Genomic DNA, 17,497 nt, shown 5'->3' with positions numbered 1-17,497 from the left:
ACCTCGTTCCCGGGAGCCTCTCCATGGCCGCCTACCAGTATGTCTATGTGATGAAGGACCTCACCAAGGCGTTCCCCGGCGGGCGCGAGGTGTTCAAAGGCATCACGCTCTCTTTCCTGCCCGGCGTGAAGATCGGCGTGCTTGGCGTGAACGGCGCTGGCAAGTCCACGCTGCTCAAGATCATGGCCGGGATCGAGAAGGAGTTCGGCGGCGAGGCCTGGGCGGCCGAAGGCGTCCGGATCGGCTATCTGGAACAGGAGCCCAAGCTCGACGAGACCCTGACCGTCGGCGAGAACGTGGCGCTCGGCTTTGGCGACCTGAAGAAGGCGGTCGACCGGTTCAACGAGATCTCCATGAAGTTCGCCGAGCCCATGGACGACGACGAGATGAACACCCTGCTGGCCGAGCAGGCCGAGCTGCAGGAGAAGATCGACGCCGGCGACGGCTGGGAGCTGGACCGCAAGATCGAGATCGCGCTCGGCGCGCTCGCCTGCCCGCCGGCGGAAAGTCCGGTGACCAAGCTCTCGGGCGGCGAGCGCCGCCGCGTGGCCCTGTGCCGCCTGCTGCTGGAAAAGCCCGACATCCTGCTGCTGGACGAGCCCACCAACCATCTCGACGCCGAGAGCGTGGCCTGGCTGGAGCGGACGCTGCGAGACTACGAAGGCACCGTCATGGTGATCACCCATGATCGCTACTTCCTGGACAACGTCACCAACTGGATCCTCGAGATCGAGCGTGGCCGCGGCTATCCGTTCGAAGGCAACTACTCCTCCTGGCTGACGCAGAAGCGCAAGCGCCTGGCCCAGGAAGAGAAGGAGGAGAGCGCCCGTTCGCGCGCGCTCGCGGCCGAGCAGGAATGGATCGGCGCCAGCCCGAAGGCGCGCCAGGCCAAGAACAAGGCGCGCATCCAGAAATACGAGGAGATGCTGGCGCAGAACCAGGAGCGCGCCACCGGCGTCGCCGACATCGTCATCCAGCCGGGTCCGCGCCTGGGCGGCACCGTCATCGAGGCGAACCAGCTGCGCAAGGGCTACGGCAACCGCCTGCTGATCGACGGGCTCGACTTCAAGCTGCCCCCGGGCGGCATCGTCGGCGTGATCGGCCCGAACGGCGCCGGCAAGTCCACCCTGTTCAAGATGATCACCGGCGACGACCAGCCCGATGACGGCTCGCTCAAGATCGGCGAGACGGTGAAGCTCGGCTATGTCGACCAGAGCCGCAACTCGCTCGACGACGACAACACCGTCTGGCAGGAGATCACCGGCGGCACCGACGTGATCTATCTGGGCAAGCGCGCCGTGCAGAGCCGCGCCTATGTGGGCGCGTTCAACTTCAAGGGTGCGGATCAGCAGAAGAAGGTCGGCATCCTGTCGGGCGGCGAGCGCAACCGCGTGCATCTGGCGAAGATGCTGCGCAAGGAAAGCAACGTCATCCTGCTCGACGAGCCGACCAACGATCTCGACGTCGACACGCTGCGCGCCCTGGAAGACGCGCTGGCCGAGTTCGCCGGCTGCGCCGTGATCATCTCCCATGACCGCTGGTTCCTGGACCGTCTGGCCACCCACATCCTCGCCTTCGAGGGCGACAGCCACGTGGAATGGTTCGAGGGCAACTTCCAGGCCTACGAAGAGGACAAGCGACGCCGTCTCGGCGAGCACGCGACCGACCCGGCGCGCATCAAGTATCGTCCGCTCGCCCGCTGAGGCGGGCCGTCCTCTGCTGACCCCGGCGCCGGTGGGACGCGTGGTGAGAACCGCGCGTCTCGTTCTGGCGCCGGTGGGGTGGCGCGATCTGGACGACATGGCCCGGTTGAAGGGCGATGCCGGCGCGTTCGCCCTGATGCTGGGCGGGGTGCGGTCGCGCGTTCAGGCGGAAGCCGAAATGGCGGACGACGTCGCCTTCTGGGCCAGACGCGGCGTCGGCATCTTCACCATACGCGAGAACGAACAGTTCGTCGGCATGACCGGGCTGCACGAGCGCCCCGACGGTCGCGGGCTGGGTCTGCGCTTCGCGTTGTTTCCACAGGCGCGCGGACGGGGGCTGGCCCGGGAAGCGGCTGCGGCGGCGTTGCGGTTCGCGCATGATGCGGGCGAGACGCGCGTGGTGGCGATCGCGCGGGAAAGCAATTTCGCCTCCCGCACCACGCTGGGCGGGATCGGCATGACGGTCTGCGACCGGTTCGATCGCGACGGCCATGCCATGCTGACCTATGAAAGCGTTCGCGGCTGAACGGCACCGTGGCCCGAACGGAGCGCCACCCGTCCGGGCGGCGCTCCTGCGCGATCAGTCGCGCGCGACCTGACGCTGCAGGGCGGCGATCAGCTTGCCGACATCGTTGCCGTTATGGGCGAGGAAGCTGGCATAGTCGCTGCGCTGGGTCAGGCTGAGGCTGACGCCCTCCGCCACCACGTCCACGATGCGCGGCGAGCCGCTGGCGTGGCTGATCACCCATTGCACGTTGGCGGTGGGCTGGTTCGGCCGGGAGATGACGGTGGCGACATAGGTCTTGCCGTCCTGCTGGGTGGCCTGACCGACGGTGATGCCGACGCCGCGATATTCGCCGAGCTTGTCGTCGATCGAGTTGGTCAGCACCTGATGGAACAACGCGGTGTATTTCGCCTGCTGGTCAGGGGTGGCGGTGCGCCAGAACCGGCCCAGGCAGAAGCGGGCGATCGCATCGACGTCGACGTCCTGATCCAGCATCGGCTGGATCTGCGCCTTCTTGGCGGCGGCCGAACCGGGGCCGTTGACCACGGCGATCATGCGCTGCGCCAGGCTCTGCACGAAGGCGACGTCGCCGGTGCTGCTCTGCGCCTGTGCGGTGGAGAGCAGGCCGGGGGCCAGCGGGGCGGCTACGGCGGTCGCGAGCCCGAGAGCCAGAGCGAGCGGGAGGCGCCGTGCGGGGGAGAGCGAGGAAAGCTTCGGCATCGTTCGTTGTTCCCGTTTCAGTGGGAGTACCAATCCGGAACCGTCGCCCGGTGGTCGTTCCGCATCGCCTCGATTTCGGCATTGGTGTGCTGACGGTAAAGGCTGCGGATCGTGGCGTAGGGATCCAGCGCGTTCTTCTTGATCTGGTCGAGATCGTTCAGAACCGAGGCGCGGGTGGACACGATCCCGACGCCGTAGAGCGCCCAGTTCAGCGTGATCAGCCCGTAGCCGCGCGGCACGTAGGTGAGCGGCGAGAAGCCGACATCCATCGCGAAGCCGGTGGCGGCGCGCGGGCTGGACGGGCCGACCAGCGGCAGGAACAGGTATGGGCCGGAGGGCAGGCCCCAGGCCGCCAGGGTCATGCCGCCATTGGCGGAATGCTTCGGATAGCCCCAGCCCTGGGCCACGTCGAACACGCCGGCCACGCCCACGGTGGAGTTGATCAGGAAGCGCATGAAGGTGTCGCCGGCGCGGCGCGGCTTGGCCTCGAACACGTCGTTGAAGAACACGGCCGGGCTGGAGATGTTGCTCAGAACGTTGGACACGCCGGTCCGTGCCGGCAGCGGCACCGCCCAGACATAGGCCTGCGCCACCGGCTTCAGCGTATAGGCATCCACCTTGTCGCTGATGTTGTAGATCACGCGGTTGGTGGGCTCGAGCGGGTCGTTGCGCTGGTTGTAGTCCGCGAGAGCCGTCGGATCGGTCGGCTTGGTGGCGCATCCGGCGGCGCCCAGCGCCAGCATGGCGGCGAGACCCATGCGGCCGGCCGCGCCACGGGCCTTCTTCGAACGGGAATGCTGGTTCTGCTGCATGCTCGACCTCGGCTGGAACGCGATGCCGGGGCTGGATCCCGGGCGTAGGCAGGAACCCACTTCATACCTGTCTAACATGGGACGCGTCCCGCGCAATCCGGGCGGGTGCTTGCGCCGGGGCGAGCGGGTTCTAAAATCGGTATCAATATGAATCATCCCCAATCTGACACGCCGGCCGCGACCGATGCGGCCGGACCCGCTTTCCCCGACGGGCGGGAGAAGCCCGCCCTCGTGCGCTGGCTGACCGGCCCCCGTTTCGGCGCTCTGCCGAAGCCAGACGCGTTCGCGCCGCCCCGGTTGTCGTTCGAGTTCTTTCCCCCGCGCACCGAGGCTTTGGAGCAACAGCTCTGGGCCTCCATCCGTCGTCTGGAAGCGCTCAATCCCAGCTTCGTTTCCGTGACCTACGGCGCCGGCGGCTCCACCCAGGCGCGAACGCACGACACCGTGTCGCGCATCGTTCGGGAGACGGCCCTGGTCCCGGCGGCGCATCTCACCTGCGTGGGCGCCAGCCGTGGCGAGGTCGACGACGTGGCGCGGCGTTACTGGGAATGCGGTGTGCGCCATATCGTCGCGCTGCGCGGCGATCCGGCGGAGAAAGGCAGCCGGTTCGAGCCGCATCCGGACGGGTATCGCAATGCGGCCGAACTGGTGGCCGGGTTGAAGCGCGTGGCCGAGTTCGAGATCTCGGTCGCGGCCTATCCCGAGGTGCATCCCGAGGCGTCGAGCCCGTCGGCCGACCTCGACAATCTGCGTCGCAAGCTCGATGCCGGCGCCACCCGCGCCATCACCCAGCTCTTCTTCGACGCCGACACCTATCTCCGCTTCCTGGACCGCTGTCTCGCCGCCGGAATCACCGCGCCGGTGGTGCCGGGCATCATGCCGATCTCGAATTTCGCCCCGGCCAAGCGGTTCGCCCTGTCCTGCGGCGCCACCGTGCCGGATTGGCTCAATGGCGTGTTCGAAGGCACCGAGCACGACCCCGACACCCGCCGCATGGTCGGGGCTGTGGTGGCGGCGGAGCTGGTGCGTCTGTTGCAGGCCAACGGCGTGGACGAGTTCCACTTCTACACGCTGAACAAGCCCGATCTGTCCTATGCCATCGCGCATATCCTGGGTGTGCGCCCGACGGCGACGACGGTCGCCTGAACGGCCATTCGCCGACAGGATGACGGGCTGACCGGCATCCTGTTGGGCATGTTCGGTCAGGGGCGGGGCGGGATCGCCTGCGGACCCGGCCAGGCGCGGTTATGGATCAGCAACGCCACCAGCCCGGACCACCCGGTCTGGTGCGACGCGCCGACGCCGCGACCGGTATTGCCATCGAAATACTCATAGAACAGCAATAGATCGCGGAAATGCGGGTCGTTCTGCAGCAGCTCGTGATCGCCATGCACCGGCCGCTTGCCGGACGGGTCGCGCACGAACAGGTCGATCAGCCGGTGCGACAATTCCGCCGCCACCTCGGCCAGGGTGAGCATGCGGTCCGAACCGGTCGGGCAGGCGATCCGGTAGCCTTCGCCATAGAACTGGTGAAGCCGCAGCAGGCTTTCCACCAGCAGGTAGTTCACCGGCATCCAGACCGGGCCGCGCCAGTTCGAGTTGCCGCCGAACAGGCGCGAGGTGCTTTCCGCCGGCTCGTAGTCGAGTTCGAACGTCTTGCTCTGCCATTCGAACCGGTAGGGTTCCGCCTTGTGGACCTTGCTGACCGCGCGCAGACCGTGCGGCGACAGGAACTCGTCCTCGTCCAGCATGCGGGTGAGGGTCAGCGTCATCCGATGGGCGCGCACCAGCGCCACCAGCGCCGTATCGGCGTCGCCGACCCGGTTCCAGTCCGAGACCTGTTGGGCCAGATCGGGGCGATGCTGGAGGAACCAGTTCATGCCGCCGGCGAAGTCCGGCAGCTTCTCGATCTTCTGCCGATCGAGACAGGTAACGGCCAGAAGCGGGATCAGCCCGACCATGGAGCGGGCCCGCAGCGGCACGCGCTTGCCGTCGTCCAGATTGAGCGTGTCGTAGAAGAATCCGTCCTGGTCGTCCCAGAGCGCGCTGCCATCCGCTCCGGCGATCAGCAGGAAATGCTCGAAGAACTTGGTGGCCATCTCCTCGTAGACGTCGTCCTGAAGCGACAGCTCGACCGAGATGTGCAGCATCGCCAGCGCATACATCGCCATCCAGGCCGTGCCGTCTGACTGCGACAGGGTTCCGCCCGTGGGCAGAGGCGAGGAGCGGTCGAAGATGGCGATGTTGTCGAGCCCCAGGAAGCCGCCCTGGAACAGGTTGTGCCCGTTCGCGTCCTTGCGGTTCACCCACCAGGTGAAGTTCATCGACAGCTTGTTGAACACGCGCTTCAGGAAGTCGTGGTCGGCGTGCCCGGTCAGGGTGCGGTCGGTTTCGAACACCCGCCATGCCGCCCAGGCGAACAAAGGCGGGTTGGCGTCGCCGAACGACCATTCATAGGCCGGCAAGGCGCCGTTGGGCGCCATGTAGCCGTCGCGCATCAGCAGACGGATCTGGTGCTTGGCAAAACCGGGATCGACGATCGCCAGGACGACCGTGTGCAGCGCCAGATCCCACGATGCGAACCAGGGATATTCCCATTTGTCCGGCATGGAGATGATGTCGGCGGCGTTGAAATCCGGCCAGTCGGCGTTGCGGCCGGACCAGCGCGCCTTGGGCGGGGCGGGTTCGGCCGCGTCGCCGCGCAGCCAGGTGCGGACGTCGTAGCGATAGAACTGCTTGGACCACAGCATGCCGGCGAAGGCCTGGCGCTGGACCAGTTTCTGGTCCGGGCATTCGATGCGCTCCTGGAGCGCGGCGTAGTACGCGTCCGCTTCCTGCTGACGCTGATCGAACAGCGTGTCGAAGTCGGCGAGACCGCTCCGGGTCCCGGCCGGGGCGAAGCGCAGGCGCACCACGCGCTCCTCGCCCGGCGCCAGGGTGAAGCGGTGCAGCACGGCGCATTTGGTGCCGGTGCGGGCCGGGTTCACCGCCGTGTCGCGCCCGTCCACGACGAAATCGTTGATCGCGTCCTTGGGATAGCCGGACGGAGGACGCCCGAACAGCCGCGCCTCGTTGGTGTCGTTGTCGCAGAACAGCAGCGCCGCACCGGGCTCCGCGTCGAGCCGCATCGGCGGCAGTTCGGGGTGGGTGGCGGACACGGCGGCGTCGCCGGCCGCCTGCAGGACCGGGCGATCCGTCCTGGCGTCCCAGGTCCAGATGTTGCGCGCCCAGAGCTGCGGCAGCAGGGTCAGCTCGGCCGGATCCGGTCCGCGATTGACCGCCCGCACCCGCATCAGGATATCGTCCGGCGCCCCCTTGGCGTACTCCACGAACACGTCGAAATATCGATTCTCGTCCAGCACGCCGGTATCGAGCAACTCGTATTCCGGCTTGTCCTGTTCGCGCCGCCCGTTCTCGTCCACCAGATCGGCGTAGGGGAACGCCTTCTGCGGATATTTGTAGAGCATGCGCTGAAAGGAATGGGTCGGCGTGGCGTCGAGATAGTAGTAGAGTTCCTTGACGTCCTCGCCATGGTTGCCTTCGGCATTGGTGAGGCCGAACAGGCGCTCCTTCAGGATCGGGTCCTGCCCGTTCCACAGCGCCAGACCCAGGCACCAACGCAGATGGGTGTCACCGAACCCGGCGATGGCGTCCTCGCCCCAGCGATAGGCGCGCGAGCGGGAATGGTCGTGCGGGAAGTAATCCCACGCATCCCCGCCTTCGCTGTAATCCTCGCGCACCGTGCCCCATTGCCGGTCGCTCAGATACGGCCCCCACTCCTTCCAGCGCAGCCCGTCCGGGCCGTTCAGCCGTTGCCCTTCGGCGGTGGCGGCGGTTTGCGGCTGGCCGCTCACGCGTAGAGCCCCGCTACGGCCCGGAGGCGCGCGACGGTGCCGGCATCGGCCAGCCCGTTCACCGTTTCCGGTCGCCAGCGGCGCTGGAATGCCAACAGAACGATGCGCAATGCCTGGTCCATCTCGCCCTCGCGATCGATGCCGAAGCCGATCGAACGCAGCGCGGCGCGAATGGGTGCGAGCCCCGCGGCATCGGAAACGGAATTCTCCGTACCCGCATCCGCGACCCCATGCGGGAACAGGCCGATCCCGGCTCGTGCAAGGTTCTCCCAGGGAAACAGCTCGCCCGGGTCCTGCTTGCGATCGGGTGCGATGTCGCTATGGCCGACGATGCGCCGCTGCTCGATCGGATGACGCGCCATAATGCCGAGGCACAGCGACCGCACCGCCTCGATCTGTGCTGGAGGGAACGGACGGTAGCCCCATTCATGGCCGGGATTGACGATCTCGATGCCGATCGAGCTGTCGTTCAGCATCTCCCGTCCGCGCCAGACCGAGATTCCGGCATGGGCGGCGCGCAGCTCTTCCGGCACCAGCCGGAACACGCGCCCGTCTTCCTCCACCACGTAATGCGACGACACTTCCGCCACCGGGTCGCGCAGACGGTCGATCGCCGCCTGTCCGCTCCGCATGCCGGTGTAATGCAGCACCAGCGTGTCGATGGCGGTGCCGTCCGGCCGGGCGCGGCGATTGGGGCTGGGCAGGTCGATGACGGAGGACATGCGGCGCTCCTGTTGGCGGGATGCGGCGAGCATGCCTGCACGCGACGGGCGAGGCGAGAGGCGCGGTCCGCCCATCGTTTGACCGGCGCCCGCGCCACGGATACGGTCGGAACCGGAGCCGATCATGACGCGATCTTTTTCCGATCACGCGAATGCCGTTCTGGCCACGGTCAGATCGCCGGGCCATGCGGCCACGTCGGAGATCGCGGCTTCGTGGCGGCGTTCCGCACTGCACCATAAGATCGATCCCGCCGCCACGGTCGAGCGCGACATCATCGAGCAGAAACGTCTGGCGGATCTGCGCGAGATGAACGGCTTCCTGCTCGCCGTCGCCGAACCGATTCTCGATCATCTGTATCGCGCCGTGGGCCGATCCGGATGCGGCGTCGTGCTGAGCGATGCGGAAGGCACGATCCTGGACCAGCGCATCGGGCCCGCCGATCGCGACGTGTTCGAGGCGGCCGGGCTGGTTCCGGGCGCAAGCTGGGCGGAAGCGCACGAGGGCACCAACGGCATCGGCACCTGTCTCTACGAGAAGAAGCCGGTGATCGTGTTCCGGCATCAGCATTTCGCGGCGCGCAATATCGGACTGAGCTGCGCGGATGCACCGATCTACGACCCGTCGGGCCGTCTGGCCGGCGCGATCGACGTCTCCACCTGCCGGACCGACCACGGCACGGAAACGGTGGAAATCATCGCCGCCCTGGTGGCCGACTGCGCGCGCCGGGTCGAGCGGGACCTGTTCTGCCGCCATTTCTCGTCCGCCCGGATCATCTTCCTGTCCGACGATCCGCATAGCGGCACCGTGCTTCTGGCGGCGGACCGGGACGATCTGCTGATCGGCGCCACGCGGGATGCGCGCCGGCGCTTCAATCTGGGCACCGATCTGGTGGCGGGCGTGCAGTCGATCAATCACGTGCTGGGCGACAATTCGGTTGCCGGATTCAACGACGGCGACCGTGCCGTGCTGCGTCAGGCGCTGGCGAACGCGAACGGAAATGCCAGCAAGGCAGCGGCACTTTTGGGAATCGGCCGGGCGACGTTGTATCGCCGGATGGCACGCGCCGGCCTCAGCTGATCGTGCCGCATCCGCGGTCCGGTCTGTCTCGCAGGTGAGACAGACGATCCGGTTTTCGCCCCGGACCGGCTTTAATCGCCGCAGGCACGGTCGCACTGTCCCTTCCCAGAACGACGGTCGGACACACGATCGCGACGGAGGGCTCTCTCATGGATACTTTGGCGCAGGATCTGGCGCTTTCGGCGAACGTGTTCGCTGAACGCTACGACAACTTCATCGGCGGCCGGTTCGTTCCGCCGCAGGCGGGGCGCTATTTCGACAATCCATCGCCGGTGCATGGACGCAATCTTTGTCAGATCGCGCGTTCGGATGCGTCGGATATCGAGCTGGCGCTGGACGCCGCCCATGCTGCACGCGAGGCCTGGGGCCAGACCGCGCCGGCGCAGCGCGCGGCGCTTCTGCTGAAGATCGCGGATCGCATGGAAGCCAATCTCGACCGTCTGGCGCTGGCCGAGACGCTCGACAACGGCAAGCCGATCCGCGAAACCACGGCCGCCGACATTCCTTTGGCGATCGACCATTTCCGCTATTTCGCCGGCTGCATCCGCGCCCAGGAAGGCTCGCTGTCGGAAATCGATCACGACACGGTCGCCTATCATTTCCATGAGCCGCTGGGCGTCGTCGGCCAGATCATTCCCTGGAACTTCCCACTGCTGATGGCATGCTGGAAGCTGGCCCCGGCCATCGCCGCCGGCAACTGCGTGGTGATGAAGCCGGCGGAACAGACGCCCGCCTCCATCATGGTGCTGATGGAGCTGATCGCCGACATTCTGCCGCCGGGCGTCCTGAACATCGTCAACGGTTTCGGTCTGGAAGCCGGCAAGCCGCTGGCGTCGAACAAGCGCATCGCCAAGATCGCGTTCACCGGCGAGACCACCACCGGCCGGCTGATCATGCAGTATGCCAGCCAGAACCTGATCCCGGTCACGCTGGAGCTTGGCGGGAAGTCTCCGAACATCTTCTTCGCCGACGTGGCCAACGAGGACGACGACTTCTTCGACAAGGCGCTCGAAGGTTTCGCGATGTTCGCGTTGAACCAGGGCGAGGTCTGCACCTGTCCGTCGCGCGCGCTGGTGCATGAAAGCATCTACGAGCGCTTCATGGAGCGTGCGATCAAGCGCGTCGAGGCGATCCGTCAGGGCGATCCGCGCGATCCCGCCACCATGATCGGCGCGCAGGCCTCCACCGAGCAGGTGGAGAAGATCCTGTCCTATCTCGACATCGGCAAGCAGGAAGGCGCGGAACTGCTCACCGGCGGCGGCCGTGCCGAACTCGGCGGCGACCTCGCCGGCGGCTGCTACGTGCAGCCCACCGTGTTCGCCGGCCATAATCGCATGCGCATCTTCCAGGAAGAGATCTTCGGGCCGGTTCTCTCCGTCACCCGGTTCAAGGACGACGAGGAAGCGCTGTCGATCGCCAACGATACGCTCTACGGGCTGGGCGCGGGTGTGTGGACCCGCGACGGCACGCGGGCCTACCGCTTCGGACGCGCGATTCAGGCCGGTCGCGTCTGGACCAACTGCTATCACATGTATCCGGCCCATGCCGCGTTCGGCGGCTACAAGCAGTCCGGTATCGGTCGCGAGACCCACAAGATGATGCTGGACCACTACCAGAACACCAAGAACCTGCTGGTGAGCTATTCCCCCAAGGCGCTCGGATTCTTCTGAGCAAAGCAAACAAAGAAACGAAACGGGAGAAACGTTCCATGTCCAAGACCATGAAGGCCGCGGTTGTTCGCGAATTCGGCAAGCCGCTGACCATCGACGAGGTTCCGGTCCCGCAGGTCGGGCCGGGCCAGATCCAGGTCGCGATCCGCGCCTCCGGTGTCTGCCACACCGATCTGCATGCCGCGCATGGCGACTGGCCGGTGAAGCCGAACCCGCCCTTCATTCCGGGCCATGAAGGCGTCGGCTACGTCTCGCAGGTCGGCGCGGGTGTGAAGAACGTCAAGGAAGGCGATGCGGTCGGCGTGCCCTGGCTGTACTCCGCTTGCGGACATTGCCGCCATTGCCTGGGCGGTTGGGAAACACTGTGCGAAACGCAGGAGAACACCGGCTATTCCGTGAATGGCGGTTTCGCCGACTACGTGATCGCCGATCCGAACTACGTTGGCCATCTGCCGTCCAACGTCGATTTCACGGCGATCGCCCCGATCCTGTGCGCCGGCGTCACGGTGTATAAGGGTCTGCGCATGACCGAGGCCCGCCCCGGCGATTTCGTCGCCATCAGCGGCATTGGCGGTCTCGGCCATCTGGCGGTTCAGTATGCCAAGGCGATGGGCTTCAATGTCGCCGCCATCGATGTCGATGACGCCAAGCTCGATCTGGCCCGCAGGCTCGGCGCGACCGTCACGGTGAATGCGCGCAAGGACGATCCGGCGACGGTGATCAAGCGCGAGACCGGTGGCGGCGTGGACGGCGTCCTGGTGACGGCGGTGAGCGAGAAGGCGTTCGAGCAGGCGATCGGCGTCACCCGACGCGGTGCCACCGTCGCGCTCAACGGCCTGCCGCCGGGCGATTTCCCGCTCAACATCTTCGGTCTCGTGCTGAACGGCATCACCGTGCGCGGCTCGATCGTCGGCACCCGTCTCGACCTGCAGCACGCGATCGACTTCGCCACGGCCGGCAAGGTCAAGGCGACGGTGGAGGCAGGCAAGCTCGAGGACGTCAACGCCATCTTCGACCGCATGCTCAAGGGCAAGATCGAAGGCCGCGTCGTGATGGAACTAAACTGACCGGAAGAAGAGCTGTTTCTGCGCGCTACCAGCTCGACAAGGGAAACCGCTTCCAGCGGTTGGTCGCGACGCAGAGATAGAAGAACGTCTCGTCATGCGCCGTCGTGTCTTTGGCGCAGGCGCTATGGGATGTGGACGGAACCGGGCCGCCGCCGAGCAGCACGGTTCCGTCCAGTTTCACGTTGGGACCGATCTCGATCGTGCCGGCCTTGTTCGGCAGATCCGTTCCGATCCAGGCGTTGCCGACATTGTCGGTGCTGATGCCGAGGCAGGATGCGGCATGATCGCCGCAGATCGCGGCGCCGTTCTCGAAACGCGGCGTGCTGGTGAAGCCGAACACGCCGCCATCCAGATTCGGGCCGATACCGTTGCTGGTGTTGCCGCTGCGGTCGATCACGCAGTTGCGTCCGAGACAAGTATTGCCGGAGATGGTGACATAGGCGGTGCCGCGATCGAGCACGATCGGCGTGCCGTAGAGATTGGTGAACACGTTGCCGGACACGACGCTGCCGGCCGCAGGATCGCCGCCGAGATCCCTGGTATGGATCATGATGTTCTGGGCCGGCCCGACGCTCGGGGGGCCGAGATAGAAGACGTTGCCGGTCACCACCAGACGGTCCATGTGCTCGGCGTGGATCGCTTCGGCGCCACCCAGGAAATACGAGCCGGTCACGATCAGCGTGTCGGCGCCGTCGTCGAAGATGTCGTCGTATTTCGCGTTGAGCTGAGCCCCCTCCACCGTGATCTCGTCGATCGGCCCATGCCCGGCGCTGGTCGCGACCAGGCAATGGTCGGTTCCGGTGCAGCTCAGGCCGCGGATGGTGAACCCCTGGAGCGGTCCGGTGAGGCCGGTATGGCCGATCCTGAGCCCGGTCGCGCCGCGCCCGTTCACGTAGAGATCCTTGATGTGATGCTCGACGCTGATCTGACCCGGCGTGTCGTAACGCACGCAGGTGCCGTGGAAGCCGACGCCGCAATAGGTGTCGCTCAGCGTGGTGACGTTGTCGGCGGAGAGAAGCAGGCCGGTGGCGAAGGAGCCCGTTCCGGCGAAGACGAGCTTGTCCGTGGCGACGCCCGGCATCATCGCTCCGCCGCCCTCCGTGGTGATGGCGAGGGCGGTTCCGCCGGTATCGTCGCCGCCATGGAGAAACGACAAACCACTGATCGCGACGGAGAAGCCGGATGAACCGGCTTTGCCGCCGCGCATGGCGACGGTGAGGAGCGTGTCCTTGTATCCGCCCGGAACGAGCAGCTTGGCGCCGTTCGTGCCGGGGCTGGCGATGGTGAACGACGTATCGCCGCCGATCTCGATATGCAGATGGCCCGCGATCAGATAGGTCCTGCCGCCCGGCACGAGCAGGGACCGCGCGCCGCGCCCGTCATCGCGTGCCGCGTCGAGCGCGTTCTGGAAGGCCCGCGTATCGTCCGCCACGCCGTCCCCGACCGCGCCGAAATCCTGCACGTTCAAGGCTGCCGGCGAAGAAGGAGCTGCCGCCAGACACGCGGCACCGTGCGACAGCAACAGAACCGCCAGCGCGCAGAAGCGGAAAACTCTCATCCCGACGCGCATCCGGCGGCCGGACTCACAGGCCGCGATCGCGCTTGATCCTGTCCCACGCGGCGTTGATGCGCGCCACTTTCTCCGAGGCGCCGGCGATCTCCGCCACGGAGGCACCGCGCGAGGCCATCGAATCCGGGTGGTTCTCGCGCATCAGGCGGCGCCACACGGCGCGCACCTCCTCGTCGGTGGCGCGGCGGGCGATGCCCAGAACGGCATAGGCGTCAGGCTCGTTCGGCGAAGGCCGCGCGCCCCCGTTCTCGGCGCGATCCCAGGCGCCGGGACCGAGGCCGAAGGCGCGGTTCACAGCGTTCAGGAAGACCAACTCCTTGTCGTTCACGGGCCCATCGGCGCGGGCGATGGCGAACAAGGCGGAAAGCGCGTTTTCCAGCATGGCGGGCTGGTCGGTGAAGGCGCGCGCCAGTTCCTCCGCATAGGGCAGAAAATCGTCGGTGCGGGACCGGGCCTGATCGAACAGGCGGCCGATCTCGCGTGCGTTCTCCGGCGGAATGCCGAAATTGCGCTTGAAGGCGTCGATCTCCTGCCGGTTCACCGGCGCGTCGCATTTGGCGAGCTTTGCCGACAGAACCACCACCACCAGGGCGAACAACTGGTCGCGCTTGCCGGTCAGCGCCGCCATCTTGGCGGCGAGACGCAGGGCGGCGTTGTTGGGATCGGCGGCCTGTCGATTGAGGGGATCTGTGCCGAGAAAGCCGGTGCCGCCCCAGGCGCCCCATTGGCCGGGCGGCGGATCGAGCAGCGAACCGCGATCGGCCGCATGGCCCAGGGCCGCGCCGATCACGGCCCCGATCGGGCCGCCCATCATCGCGCCCGTCACCCCGCCGAACAGCTTGCCCCAGATCGCCATGCCCTGCCTGTATCACATGCCCAGCAATTTGGGCTCCCGGCAAAACGGCGCGACCACGTTCTGGGTTCGCTCGAACGGAAAGGAGACCGGCGCCAGGGGATCGGCGCCGGGGCGACGTGGCGGGTTCAGCGCTGCGGTCCGTCGTTGCACACCGAATGCGCGAGACGCAGCAGGCGGGACGCGCTGCGCGGCAGGCCGGCGCGATGCGCTTCCTCGGCGAGGGACAGGAGCTGGTGGGACAGCATCAGCGGGCTGACCGGGTCGGCGCCGCGTGCGGTGTTGGTCTGGGTGCGGATGGGAGCCATGGATTTCTTCCTCGTGCTTTCGGCTCCGTTCTGGTGCCGACCAGCGCACGATGACTCTCCAACCCTTAACCCGCGGTAAACGGTGCGCCAGCCGGAACGATTTTTTTGGCGGTTTCTTCGAGCGCCAGGACGCGCAGGGCCGAGGCGAGGCTGCGCGCCGGATCGCGACCGGAATCCACCCGCTCCACGAGCTGCGGCAAGGTCTCGCCGCCTTCGGTGGCGATGCGCTCGAGGGCGCGCCAGAATTCCGGCTCCAGCGCCACGCTGGTGCCGTGCCCGGACAGAACCAGGCTGCGTTTGCTCATCGCCCGCGGCTTGCTCATCTCCCGTGCTCCAGCCGCGCCGCCGCCCAGCCGGCCGCTTCCGCCACCACAGGATCGGGGTCGTCCGTCAGCGCCCGCACGGAGGGCAGCAGGGCCGTGTCGCCGGAATTGCCGATCGCGATCGCCACGTTGCGCACGAAGCGGTTGCGGCCGATGCGCTTGACCGGCGAACCGGAAAACAGCGCCCGGAAGCCGGAATCGTCCAAAGCCGCCAGCGCGGCCAGATGTGGTGCGTTCAGCTCGGTGCGCGCCTGCAGCTTGGCGGTATGGCCGGCCACGGCGAAGCGGTTCCAGGGGCAGACGGCCAGGCAATCGTCGCAGCCATAGATGCGGTTGCCCATCGCCGGACGCAGCGCTTCCGGGATCGGCCCGGCATGTTCGATGGTGAGATAGGAGATGCAGCGCGTGGCATCGAGCCGATACGGCGCCGGAAACGCGTCGGTGGGGCAGGCGGACAAACAGGCGGTGCAGGTTCCGCAGCTCCCGGCCGGGATCGCCGATTGGGGCAAGGCCAGCGTGGTGTAGATTTCGCCCAGGAACAGCCAGGAGCCGTGCGTGCGCGACAGAAGGTTGGTGTGCTTGCCCTGCCAGCCGAGCCCCGCGCGTGCGGCGAGCGGTTTCTCCATCACGGGCGCGGTGTCGACGAACACCTTCACGCCGCCGCCGCCCTGCTTCACCACGAACTGCGCCAGATGCTTCAGCATGCCCTTCACCACGTCGTGGTAGTCGCGGTTGCGGGCATAGACTGAGATGGCGCCGCGATCGCGCAGAGCCTGGAGCGCACGCGGATCGTCCTCGGGCGCGTAGGACAGGCCGAGCGCGATCACGGACCGTGCTTCCGGCCACAGCGTGCGCGGGTCGCTGCGCTGGTCCACGCGTTCGGCGAGCCAGCCCATCTCGCCGTGATGGCCCTCGGCCAGGAAATCCACCAGACGGCGTCGCGCTTCCGGGCCCAGCGACGCTTCGGTGATGCCGAACGCATCGAAGCCGAGTGCGAAGGCGTGGTCGCGGATCCGGGCCGCCAGCCTTTCGGCATCGGCCGAAGCGGGCGACCCGGAGCGCAGCGTCGGCGGCGGACCGTCGTTGCCGCCCATGGCAGGCGTGGCGCCGGATGGCGCTTCTGCGCGCTCCGGCGCCTCCGTCATGGCGGCGGATCGCCTCCGGCCCAGGCGGCGCGCAGCTCGGCCGCATGCGCGTCCAGACGGTTCTCGGTGATGGCGGTGCGGATGCCGCGCATCAGCGACTGGTAGTAGGTCAGATTGTGCCAGGTGAGCAGCATCGGCCCCAGGATCTCGTCGGCCCGGAACAGGTGATGCAGATAGGCGCGGGTGTGCTTGGTGCAGGCCGGGCAGGCGCAGCCGGCCTGGATCGGACGCGTGTCCTCGGCATGACGGGCATTGCGCAGGTTCAGCGTGCCGAACGCGGTGTAGGCGCGCGCGGTGCGGCCGGCCCGGGTCGGCATCACGCAGTCGAACATGTCGATGCCGCGCTGCACCCCGCCCAGCAGATCGTCCGGCGTGCCGACGCCCATCAGATAGCGCGGCTTGTCGCCCGGCAGCAGCGGAACGGTGGTGTCCAGGGTGGAGAACATCAGCGCCTGGCCCTCGCCGACCGCGAGGCCGCCGACCGCGTAGCCCTCGAAGCCGATCCCGGTCAGGGCGCGGACGCTTTCGGCCCGCAACTCGGGTTCCACGCCGCCCTGGACGATGCCGAACTGGGCATAACCTTCACGCTGAATGAAAACCTCGCGCGACCGTGCCGCCCAGCGCATGGACAGGCGCATGGAGGCGGCGATGGTCTCGACCGATGCCGGGAGGGCCGGGCATTCGTCGAAGCACATGGTGATGGTGGCATCGAGCGCGTGCTGGATCTCGGTGGAGCGTTCCGGGGTGAGGCGGTGCTTGGAGCCGTCGATATGCGAGTTGAAGGTGACGCCGTCCTGGTCGAGCTTGCGCAGGCTGCCCAGCGACATGACCTGGAAGCCGCCGGAATCGGTTAGGATCGGTCCCGGCCAGTCCATGAAGCGATGCAGCCCGCCCAGGGCGCGGACGCGCTCGGCGCCGGGGCGGAGCATCAGATGGTAGGTATTGCCGAGCACGATGCCGGCGCCGGTGGAGCGCACCGCGTCGGCGGTCATCGCTTTCACGGTGCCGGCTGTGCCGACGGGCATGAAGGTGGGCGTTGGCACGGCGCCGTGCGCGGTGTGGAGGATGCCGGCGCGGGCTTCGCCGTCGGTGGCCTCGCGCTGCCAGAAGAAAGCGCTCATCTTTTCCCGAAGAAAACGAAATTCGTCTGTTTGGTGCTCACCGCGC

16 protein-coding genes are annotated in these 17,497 nt (G+C 67.2%); 6 read left to right on the top strand and 10 right to left on the bottom strand.

All coding sequences use genetic code 11. The annotated features are described in order from the left end of the window. The first annotated feature begins 23 nt into the window (after window positions 1–23). A complete protein-coding gene (ettA, locus tag ACZ5BM_RS08145; RefSeq protein ID WP_498911340.1) occupies window positions 24–1,703 on the top strand; it encodes an ABC transporter ATP-binding protein in 1,680 nt (559 codons plus the stop codon). A 31-nt stretch (window positions 1,704–1,734) separates the two neighbouring features. Then, window positions 1,735–2,229 carry a GNAT family N-acetyltransferase gene (locus ACZ5BM_RS08140; protein ID WP_498911338.1) on the top strand — a complete coding sequence of 165 codons (495 nt, stop codon included), beginning with the start codon at window positions 1,735–1,737 and terminating at the stop codon, window positions 2,227–2,229. A gap of 54 nt (window positions 2,230–2,283) precedes the next feature. Here the strand turns inward: ACZ5BM_RS08140 and ACZ5BM_RS08135 are convergent, their stop codons facing one another. Together ACZ5BM_RS08135 and ACZ5BM_RS08130 are read right to left on the bottom strand one after the other, a co-directional pair. Then, complete coding sequence (locus tag ACZ5BM_RS08135; protein WP_498911336.1) at window positions 2,284–2,928, bottom strand: MlaC/ttg2D family ABC transporter substrate-binding protein; 645 nt, start codon at window positions 2,926–2,928, stop codon at window positions 2,284–2,286. A gap of 17 nt (window positions 2,929–2,945) precedes the next feature. Then, the gene (locus tag ACZ5BM_RS08130; protein ID WP_498911334.1) at window positions 2,946–3,740 is read right to left on the bottom strand and encodes an MlaA family lipoprotein; all 795 of its coding nucleotides are present in this window, start codon (window positions 3,738–3,740) and stop codon (window positions 2,946–2,948) included. A gap of 147 nt (window positions 3,741–3,887) precedes the next feature. Between ACZ5BM_RS08130 and metF the strand changes: the two genes are divergently transcribed. Further along, window positions 3,888–4,886, top strand: a complete 999-nt coding sequence (gene metF, locus ACZ5BM_RS08125; RefSeq protein ID WP_498911332.1) for a methylenetetrahydrofolate reductase — start codon at window positions 3,888–3,890, stop codon at window positions 4,884–4,886. 56 nt (window positions 4,887–4,942) lie between these two features. On the opposite strand, the gene ACZ5BM_RS08120 is transcribed toward metF, so the two are convergent. Then, a complete protein-coding gene (locus ACZ5BM_RS08120; RefSeq protein WP_498911330.1) occupies window positions 4,943–7,594 on the bottom strand; it encodes a glucosidase family protein in 2,652 nt (883 codons plus the stop codon). Continuing rightward, window positions 7,591–8,316 carry an N-acetylmuramoyl-L-alanine amidase gene (locus ACZ5BM_RS08115; RefSeq protein ID WP_498911329.1) on the bottom strand — a complete coding sequence of 242 codons (726 nt, stop codon included), beginning with the start codon at window positions 8,314–8,316 and terminating at the stop codon, window positions 7,591–7,593. The genes ACZ5BM_RS08120 and ACZ5BM_RS08115 overlap by 4 nt, the downstream gene beginning before the upstream one ends. Window positions 8,317–8,440: 124 nt before the next feature. Between ACZ5BM_RS08115 and ACZ5BM_RS08110 the strand changes: the two genes are divergently transcribed. From ACZ5BM_RS08110 to adhP, 3 genes are all read left to right on the top strand, one after another. Next, entirely contained in the window at window positions 8,441–9,394 is a 954-nt protein-coding gene (locus ACZ5BM_RS08110) for a sigma-54-dependent transcriptional regulator family protein (RefSeq protein ID WP_498911327.1), read from the top strand. 149 nt (window positions 9,395–9,543) lie between these two features. Further along, window positions 9,544–11,064 (top strand): aldehyde dehydrogenase family protein, encoded by a 1,521-nt coding sequence (adh, locus tag ACZ5BM_RS08105; RefSeq protein WP_498911326.1) that lies wholly within the window; start codon window positions 9,544–9,546, stop codon window positions 11,062–11,064. 38 nt (window positions 11,065–11,102) lie between these two features. Beyond that, on the top strand, window positions 11,103–12,131 hold the full coding sequence (gene adhP / locus ACZ5BM_RS08100) for a zinc-dependent alcohol dehydrogenase (RefSeq protein WP_498911324.1): 1,029 nt from the start codon (window positions 11,103–11,105) through the stop codon (window positions 12,129–12,131). A gap of 25 nt (window positions 12,132–12,156) precedes the next feature. Here the strand turns inward: adhP and ACZ5BM_RS08095 are convergent, their stop codons facing one another. The 6 genes from ACZ5BM_RS08095 to tgt all read right to left on the bottom strand — a co-directional run bounded on the left by ACZ5BM_RS08095 (window position 12,157) and on the right by tgt (window position 17,451). Then, the gene (locus ACZ5BM_RS08095; protein ID WP_498911322.1) at window positions 12,157–13,689 is read right to left on the bottom strand and encodes a glycosyl hydrolase family 28-related protein; all 1,533 of its coding nucleotides are present in this window, start codon (window positions 13,687–13,689) and stop codon (window positions 12,157–12,159) included. A gap of 25 nt (window positions 13,690–13,714) precedes the next feature. Next, window positions 13,715–14,557 carry a co-chaperone DjlA gene (locus ACZ5BM_RS08090; protein WP_498911321.1) on the bottom strand — a complete coding sequence of 281 codons (843 nt, stop codon included), beginning with the start codon at window positions 14,555–14,557 and terminating at the stop codon, window positions 13,715–13,717. A gap of 125 nt (window positions 14,558–14,682) precedes the next feature. Continuing rightward, on the bottom strand, window positions 14,683–14,862 hold the full coding sequence (locus ACZ5BM_RS08085; RefSeq protein WP_498911320.1) for a hypothetical protein: 180 nt from the start codon (window positions 14,860–14,862) through the stop codon (window positions 14,683–14,685). A 65-nt stretch (window positions 14,863–14,927) separates the two neighbouring features. Then, window positions 14,928–15,185, bottom strand: coding sequence for a ribbon-helix-helix domain-containing protein (locus ACZ5BM_RS08080; protein WP_498911318.1), 258 nt, complete (start codon window positions 15,183–15,185; stop codon window positions 14,928–14,930). Further along, the gene (gene queG, locus ACZ5BM_RS08075) at window positions 15,182–16,279 is read right to left on the bottom strand and encodes a tRNA epoxyqueuosine(34) reductase QueG (protein ID WP_498911544.1); all 1,098 of its coding nucleotides are present in this window, start codon (window positions 16,277–16,279) and stop codon (window positions 15,182–15,184) included. The genes ACZ5BM_RS08080 and queG overlap by 4 nt, the downstream gene beginning before the upstream one ends. Window positions 16,280–16,326: 47 nt before the next feature. Beyond that, window positions 16,327–17,451 (bottom strand): tRNA guanosine(34) transglycosylase Tgt, encoded by a 1,125-nt coding sequence (gene tgt / locus ACZ5BM_RS08070; protein ID WP_498911316.1) that lies wholly within the window; start codon window positions 17,449–17,451, stop codon window positions 16,327–16,329. Window positions 17,452–17,497 lie beyond the last annotated feature (46 nt).

It is taken from the genome of Lichenicola sp. GTC18331, assembly GCF_055386855.1.
Note: the sequence above shows the minus strand (reverse complement) of the source record. Positions and strands in the feature narration are given on the sequence as shown.